This is a genomic window from Methanoculleus sp. MH98A (assembly GCF_000691865.1).
Classification (GTDB): Archaea; Halobacteriota; Methanomicrobia; order Methanomicrobiales; family Methanoculleaceae; genus Methanoculleus.
Map to the genome: position 1 here is coordinate 1 of NZ_JMIO01000064.1, position 6,850 is coordinate 6,850.

Annotated in this window: 8 protein-coding genes and 2 tRNA genes; 3 read left to right on the plus strand and 7 right to left on the minus strand. The window is 60.9% G+C overall.

The window, feature by feature from the left end; all coding sequences use genetic code 11:
- The first annotated feature begins 504 nt into the window (after positions 1-504).
- Positions 505-789, plus strand: coding sequence for a hypothetical protein (locus EI28_RS09230; RefSeq protein WP_048114324.1), 285 nt, complete (start codon positions 505-507; stop codon positions 787-789).
- A 168-nt stretch (positions 790-957) separates the two neighbouring features.
- Here the strand turns inward: EI28_RS09230 and EI28_RS13515 are convergent, their stop codons facing one another.
- The 3 genes from EI28_RS13515 to EI28_RS09245 form a co-directional block, all read right to left on the minus strand.
- A complete protein-coding gene (locus EI28_RS13515) occupies positions 958-1,701 on the minus strand; it encodes an Ltp family lipoprotein (protein WP_197018483.1) in 744 nt (247 codons plus the stop codon).
- A 308-nt stretch (positions 1,702-2,009) separates the two neighbouring features.
- Positions 2,010-2,082 (minus strand) — tRNA-Thr (locus EI28_RS09240).
- A gap of 51 nt (positions 2,083-2,133) precedes the next feature.
- Entirely contained in the window at positions 2,134-2,406 is a 273-nt protein-coding gene (locus tag EI28_RS09245; protein WP_048114325.1) for a DUF504 domain-containing protein, read from the minus strand.
- A gap of 504 nt (positions 2,407-2,910) precedes the next feature.
- Here EI28_RS09245 and mmp10 point away from each other — a divergent pair.
- The gene (gene mmp10 / locus EI28_RS09250) at positions 2,911-4,137 is read left to right on the plus strand and encodes a methyl coenzyme M reductase-arginine methyltransferase Mmp10 (RefSeq protein ID WP_048114326.1); all 1,227 of its coding nucleotides are present in this window, start codon (positions 2,911-2,913) and stop codon (positions 4,135-4,137) included.
- Here the strand turns inward: mmp10 and EI28_RS09255 are convergent.
- Positions 4,118-4,693, minus strand: coding sequence for a hypothetical protein (locus EI28_RS09255; RefSeq protein WP_231476686.1), 576 nt, complete (start codon positions 4,691-4,693; stop codon positions 4,118-4,120). The genes mmp10 and EI28_RS09255 overlap by 20 nt on opposite strands.
- Entirely contained in the window at positions 4,690-5,370 is a 681-nt protein-coding gene (locus EI28_RS09260; RefSeq protein WP_048114330.1) for a diphthine--ammonia ligase, read from the minus strand. The genes EI28_RS09255 and EI28_RS09260 overlap by 4 nt, the downstream gene beginning before the upstream one ends.
- Before the next feature lie 206 nt (positions 5,371-5,576).
- Between EI28_RS09260 and EI28_RS09265 the strand changes: the two genes are divergently transcribed.
- The gene (locus EI28_RS09265; protein ID WP_048114327.1) at positions 5,577-5,768 is read left to right on the plus strand and encodes a hypothetical protein; all 192 of its coding nucleotides are present in this window, start codon (positions 5,577-5,579) and stop codon (positions 5,766-5,768) included.
- Positions 5,769-5,915: 147 nt separating this feature from the next.
- Here EI28_RS09265 and EI28_RS09270 read toward each other — a convergent pair.
- Positions 5,916-6,000: transfer RNA gene (locus EI28_RS09270), tRNA-Leu, on the minus strand.
- A gap of 271 nt (positions 6,001-6,271) precedes the next feature.
- On the minus strand, positions 6,272-6,646 hold the full coding sequence (locus tag EI28_RS09275) for a PAS domain-containing protein (RefSeq protein ID WP_155937332.1): 375 nt from the start codon (positions 6,644-6,646) through the stop codon (positions 6,272-6,274).
- Positions 6,647-6,850: the final 204 nt, after the last annotated feature.

Consider the following 6,850-nt stretch of genomic DNA (forward strand, 5'->3'; position numbering starts at 1 on the left):
AGGAAACCATTTTGGATGTTTACCTGCTTGATATGGCGGCAGATGATAACTGGAGAATTGAAGTCTCCTAACTCGGCCCTGTTGAAATGCTTTCCCCAACCTCTGGATAACACTCGGTTGCCGATAGAGGCGGGTGATGTGGGTCTCGCGCGAAGTCGCGAAGGAGACGGTCAATACCCATCCAGACTTCGCGTTCTTCGCGCCTTCGCGTGCGTCGGTGAGACATGGATTATCCGGAGATGATTCATCCTCCGGGAGAGGGTTTCAACAAAGCCCCTAACTCTAATCGCAGGTGTTCGGGCCATCGGGGTCATCCAAACCCACGCGGCCTATATTCCTTCTCCAGAAGACTAAAGGCGGCGGCACTCCGCGACGAGGTGCGAGAGGTGCGCACCTTTCTGGAGAACTGGAAGAACGAGAGCCGCTGACCGTAACCACACGGGCGGGAGGGTGCGATCCCCTCCGGCGGCATGTCAAGGGGGAAACCAACAGGTGAATGAGACCATGAAGGAGACTACAACCAACAACGACGCACAGAACAGCGAACACCCGCGCCCGGCCACGTGCCCGAGGTGCAACCGGCCGATGCACGCGCCCGCCGGCACGGAGATACGGTTCTGTCTCGAGTGCGGGGCCCCGATCACGCCCGATCAGGTCCGGGAGAAGATCGTCTCCCTGATGCTGAACGGTATCCGGGACGATATGCGGAAGGCGGTTGCACGCCTGGAACGCGAAGACCCGGAGCACTATAACCGGCTCGCGGCGATCATCACTGGTAAGGCCGCGTAACCCCACCACAACCTCTTTTTAACAGGGCGCAAAATGGCCTTGCCCCGGAGTATCCGGGAAGGAGAGACGCAAACCCGTGTGTAAAATTATCGGAAATATCCCCACCCTATTCTCCTGCTCGTCGCCGTGCTCGCGGGAGTTACAAACCGCAGGATATGAAAAGGGGGATTAGTACCCGACCGCCCTCACTCCGTATTCAGCCTGCGCCGGGGTGAATCCCTCATACTCCAGTTGGTCGATAAGCCCGGAGCGGGAGAACGACGAGTATTTCAGGTATTGTGCGGCCTTCTTCGCCGCCTGCTCGTTCCAGTCTGCGCCGGATTGGTCCACGCCATACACGGCCTCTTTGTAGGTGAACCCTTCGTATTCGAGTTGGTCGATCAACCCTTCCCGGGAGAACGCCGAATATCGCAGGTAACTCAGCGCCTTCTTCGCCGCGTTTTTCTCGCCCATTGTCGCCGTGTCGAGCGTCTTGGTAGGCGTCGGTTTCGGCGACAGGGTCGGCGTCGGTGTTGGCTCAGCTGTCCACGCCGCAACAGCGCCGGGGTCTACTCGGTCGATGTGTCGCGGGTAATTACGCTCTACCGTGGCGTGAGTGACTGTAACTAGGTCCCCCGGGAACACCCTCCACGCATGGGCCGATGACTCCCGGATGACGATTCCACACGTATAGTGGGTTCCGTTCACGTCCATGATCAACACCGCGCCGTTCTCGCGGTAATCAGGGTTCGACAGATCGTACTGTACCACGTCACCAGCTACGTACTTCGCCGGAAGCTCTGCGACCGTCTCGATTGGTGGCATCGCCGTGGGATCGGGGGTCGGTGCGGGGTCGGCAGTCGTGCTCGTGCAGCCGCTCGCCGCCATACCTGCAACGAGCAGGAGAACCAGCAGAATTGTCAGATGCTTCATAAGATGGCTTGTATGGATACACACCCTATATGTATTGCTGTTCTCGATCGCGACCTTCTGGCAAATTTGCCGGAATGTCATACCGCCTCATTTTTACCTTGGGGCGGCGGTGCTGCAGGTGTGGGTGCTGCTCCGGTTCGCCCGAGAACAGCAAGATATCCCGGTCACATCACAAGGATGAGCAACGAACCCCGCGTCGCTCCGGTTTCGTGATGCGCGCGGCAGAAATCGCGACGTTCAAACAGGATATGAAAATATCGGTGCTACGGGCCCATTTTCAAGAAAGGATTAAGAACTTGGCTTCTTCAAGCCCCAGCCGAGATTTGAACTCGGGACCTGCTGATTACAAGTCAGCCGCTCTGCCAGCTAAGCCACTGGGGCATACCTTATATCGTGGGCGGTCTGCGGTAAAAAAGATGGCGCCGACACTCCTCACGCTTCCCCGGCATCCCCCGGTTGATCGCCATACTGCCACATTATTTCACCGTCATACAGTATCCTTCGGACACGGTGATACGGGATACAGGCCACGTGCGTCCCGGCGTCCACCTCAAGGTACTGGGCATCGAGCGCGACGACCCGGTCGCCCCGGACCGTCGAGCGATCGCCGGGCGCTCCCCGGTCGACGTACTCGACCTCGACCCGGGAGAAGTCGTAGCCCGGATCGTGATAGAACCGGAGCAGCAGCCGGTGGCTCGTCCGCATACCGCGACTCCGTCGCTCCGGCGTGGCATAAAGGTGCCGCCGCCCGCCCGGAGCAGCCGCCACGGCGTGCCCGGCACTTCACTATTGTGTGGCATCCGGTATCGAGCAATGCAACCTCGCGCGAGAACTAAAAAGAAATTAGCAACACCCAGAAACACCGGAGCTCGCACCTCTGGTGCTCACGTTCGCGGCTTCGCGGCTTCGCGTGAGACAACGGGTGCAGATTACGATCCAGTCCCACGCGAAGCCGCGAAGAACGCGAAGGACGACTTTTCCCGCAGGGTGCGACGTTCCGTAGGAACGGAGTCTGAGCAACCGTTAGCCTGCGAAGAAGGAGTTGGAGCACCGAAGGTGCAAAAGGAAGTCAATGGTTTGACCTCCTGGGGTCCGTCTCAAACATTTCAGCGTAATCCTGCACCCGGAGCAGCGCCCGTTCTCCCCGCGAACCCGCGCCGGGAGAGGTCTGCAACGTTCATAACAGAGGAGCACAGAAGTACCATCAGAATGTCGCATCTCACCGTCGATCTCGGAGGCCGGCCCGGCCTCGACTGCCGGGGATTCTGTTCGTACTGCTACTTCAAACACGTCGAGGGGACGACGGCGTTCGGCTGCAAATACTGCCTCCCCTTCCAGAAGGGGTGCGACTACTGCACCCGGGGGGTGCGGGAAGGGTATGAGGCGTTCAAGAGCCTCCGGACGGTCGCCGACGAGACGCTCGCGAACCTCCAGGTGATGAGCGACGACGTCGACCGGATCACCATCAGCGGCGGCGGCGACCCGAGCTGCTACCCGGAGTTCGCCGACCTCGTCGAACTCCTCGGCAGCATGGAGGTGCCGCTCCACATCGGCTACACCAGCGGCAAGGGGTTCGATGACCCCGCCATCGCCGACCACCTCATCGAGAACGGCCTTGCCGAGGTCTCCTACACCATCTTCGCCGCCGACCCCGAACTCCGGCGGAAGTGGATGCACGACCCGACGCCGGAAGCCTCGCTCGCGGTCCTCGACCGGCTCTGCGGCGCAATCGACGTCTACGCCGCAACAGTCGTTCTTCCCGGCGTCAACGACGGCGAGGCCCTCGAAGAGACCTGCGCGTGGCTGGAGGAGCGGGGCGCAAAAGGGCTTATCCTGATGCGGTTCGCGAACCGGACCGACCAGGGGCTGATCCTCGGCAACGCGCCCATCCTCGAGGGGCAGCGGGTTCACACCGTCGACGAGTTCCACGAGATGGTGACGGACCTCAATGACCGGTTCTCGATGAAGATCAGCGGGACCCCGCTCGGCGACCCCTCGATCGGCTCGCCGTTCGCAATCCTCCACGAGCCCGACCTCTTAAAGAAACTCCCCCGGGTCAGGAAGCGTGCAACGGTGATCACCGGGAGCATCGCGGCCCCCTTCATCCAGCGGGCCCTCTCGATCCGCGGCTCGACCTCGAGGGTCGTTGCGGTCAAAAAGGAGATCGCCTGCCTCATCACCGCCGACGACCTCGCCGGGGTGAACCTGTCGAAACTCGAAGACGTCGTAATCCTCCCCGGCCGGGCGTTCGTCCACGACGCCGAGGCTCAAAAGATCCTCTCCGCCGACGGCGTCGACCGCGAGGTGGTGCGCGGCCCCGAGACGCTGACCGCCGACGCGGAGACGAGCATGGGCATGACCCGGATGGAAGTCCTCGATAAAGAGATGGAAGGGTTCGCGGCCCTGATCAACACGATCAACCGCTACGGGCTCTGAAGACCGGCGAGCCTGGAGAACCGCTCGACGATCCACTCGTTCCTGACCTCGGGGTGGAAGAGGAGCCGTAGAGGGGGAGGGAACGGTGCCGGATCGCCTGGACGCATCGGTCGGAGGCGGCGAGCGCTACGAACTCCCCGGGAACCTGCACGGCGTAATCGTGCACCGTGTAGGCGGGAAAGCCCTCCTGCCCGGCAAAGAGGGGGTCGGGCGCGAGCATTTTTACGTCGGCCATGCCGATCTCGCGGCACGGCTCGACACCGCCGCCGAACGCCGCCGCGAGCGCCCGCATGCCGGAGGAGATCCCGAGCACCGGGCGCTCGAACGTAAGAAGCCACCGGAACAGTTCCGGGTGCTCCGTATATCCCGTATCCATCAGCGCCGTGCCGCAGAGGATCGCCGCATCCGCGCTCTCGAGGTCCGGTGCGCCGACGGCGGTGTAGTGGCGGGTTACAAACGCCACCCCGATCCGGCAGAGGAGCCGTTCGACCGGCGCGACGAACTCGTCCCGGGAGAGCGAGCCGTCCCGGTAGCAGAGGTCGATTAGCAGGATCATTTCGCCACCAGCCCCGCCCGCTCGATTCGCAGAACGCCGTTGTAGTTCCGGTAGACCTTCGACGCCTCCTCGATCGCGATCCTCTGAGCGAAGAAGGGGGCGTCGACGACGAACGTCTCGAGTTCCCCTCCTTCGCCGGTGAGGGTGACCTGGTATTTTTTGGCGATCACCCGGAGTTCGCCGAGGGTGCGGCGGTCGATCTCCCGCCCGAGCCAGGACTCGTCGAAGGGCGAGGAGAAGACGCCCGCGATGACGACCCTAAAGCCGGAATCGATGAGCTCTTCCATGTAGGCCTCCTGGTCGGCGAGCCAGAGCGGGTTGAAGCACCAGAGGCCCAGCTCCCGGCAGACTCGCTGCACCCTTGTTGCCTGGTAGACGGAGAGGATCGCCCCGGTGACGACCCCCTCGATCCCGTACCGATCTCTGGCGGCGAGGAGAGCCCGTTTCAGGTCGAGGAGTTCTTCCTCCTTCTCCCCGGCCGTCTCCACCTCCACGAGCGGGAGCCCCGCCGCTTCGGCCTGCAGTGCGGCGAGGCGGATGTTCGGGGTGTGGAACATGTAACTCTCGGGGTTTTGGGAGACGACCGTGATCAGGCAGGCCACCTCCTCTTTCTGCATCGCCTTCCAGCAGGCGAAGAGGGAGTCCTTCCCGCCGGAGAAGAGCACGCCGAGTTTCATGAGTCTTCCCGTACTGTTCTCCCCGGTGCATGATAACCCCTGCGGCGGCGGCACCGGAAGCGCCCGGGCGGCAAAAGGCCGGATCCGGCATACCGTCCGGGAAAATCGGAGGATTTTCGGCCGCCGCCGCCGGGGGAGGATCAGGATTATATGGTGTCGAATCTTCATCCGGTGTGAGCACCGGGGGTGTATCGGGAGGTTTCACTATGACGGAAGTCAGGCAACATCAGGAAGGAGAGATCGAAGTGGTGGTCAATTGCGTCCTGGTAGACTACCGGGGGGATTCCGAGTCGCGGGGCCGGATTGTCCATGCGATCCTCGAGTGGGCAGAGGAGCACCCGGAAGAGTGGAACGAACTGCAGGAACGTTGCCAGCAGCGGCACGTAGTGCTGGCGTAAGTCCCCGGAACACTCTTCTCTCTTCCTCGTTCTTGAGGCGAAAACTACGGCGTGCAGGTTTGTTTGTGTTCTATGGACGGTTACGCTCCGGAAATGCGACGGCTCCGGGGGAAAGCAGTGCCGGGATAAGGTGTTTGAAAAATCGAATGCGAGGGGTGAGATTCGAACTCACGAACTCCTACGAGACCAGGCCCTCAACCTGGCGCCTTTGACCTGGCTTGGCAACCCTCGCCCAAACGGAGACGGAAGATGCATCGGTTGCGTTCTCACGCCCCGTTTACCTCATTTAATCTGTTGTCATACATAAAATACCTTTGTGCGGGGCTGCGATGAGGATGCGTGTCGCCGACTCTGCGGCCGCGTCTACAAGCCCTGACGGAAAGCCGGAACAGAATAGATCGCCAGGAAACAGCCTTGGAATAACCCCGGGTAGCAAGCATCTGGATGGAATGTTTCAACATTAATCGGTAGATCTCTGCCATCAGGAAATGCGGCCCCGCTGCTCAGAGGGCGCAATCATGGCAGATAGTGAGGGTCAGCACCTTTCCATCCAGAAGAAACTGGTGTGCATTCGCGTTCACCAGATGTCTGCGCCCTCCCTTGCCGACAAGGATCATCTCACATGCCGCCGTGCCTTCCTCCAGAAGCCTGCGTAACATGGCTGCGCAGTCATCCGCGCAGTTCTCATCACAGATGTCCATCAGAGACAGTTTAAGCATCTCGTCGCGTTCGTACTCCAGTTTATGCAATGCCGCTTCGTTCACGGCGGTGAAGGATCCTAGTGTGCCGCCGACGATCTCGTTTACCATGATCGCGTCGCTGACATTGTCGAAGATTTTCCGATAACGTTTCTCACTCTCAACAAGTGTCTCTTCCATCCGGTGCCGGGCAAGCGCAATCTCGATACTCCTGACGATCTCGTGGATCTGGCACGGTTTTACGAGGCATCCATACGGCGCGCTCTGAGTCACTCGCCGGATCACTTCAGCATTGGAATAGGCTGTGAGATATAGACGACAGGAATCTGGAAGAGATCGAGGATCTGCTCCGCGGTCTCGATGCCGTCTATGCGTCCATCAAGA

Bases quoted from the DNA above. Each gene is read 5' to 3' on its own strand.
- EI28_RS09230 (WP_048114324.1), top strand. From the start codon at position 505: ATGAAGGAGACTACAACCAACAACGACGCACAGAACAGCGAACACCCG.
- EI28_RS13515 (WP_197018483.1), bottom strand. From the start codon at position 1,701: ATGAAGCATCTGACAATTCTGCTGGTTCTCCTGCTCGTTGCAGGTATG.
- EI28_RS09245 (WP_048114325.1), bottom strand. From the start codon at position 2,406: ATGCGGACGAGCCACCGGCTGCTGCTCCGGTTCTATCACGATCCGGGC.
- mmp10 (WP_048114326.1), top strand. From the start codon at position 2,911: ATGTCGCATCTCACCGTCGATCTCGGAGGCCGGCCCGGCCTCGACTGC.
- EI28_RS09255 (WP_231476686.1), bottom strand. From the start codon at position 4,693: ATGATCCTGCTAATCGACCTCTGCTACCGGGACGGCTCGCTCTCCCGG.
- EI28_RS09260 (WP_048114330.1), bottom strand. From the start codon at position 5,370: ATGAAACTCGGCGTGCTCTTCTCCGGCGGGAAGGACTCCCTCTTCGCC.
- EI28_RS09265 (WP_048114327.1), top strand. From the start codon at position 5,577: ATGACGGAAGTCAGGCAACATCAGGAAGGAGAGATCGAAGTGGTGGTC.
- EI28_RS09275 (WP_155937332.1), bottom strand. From the start codon at position 6,646: ATGGAAGAGACACTTGTTGAGAGTGAGAAACGTTATCGGAAAATCTTC.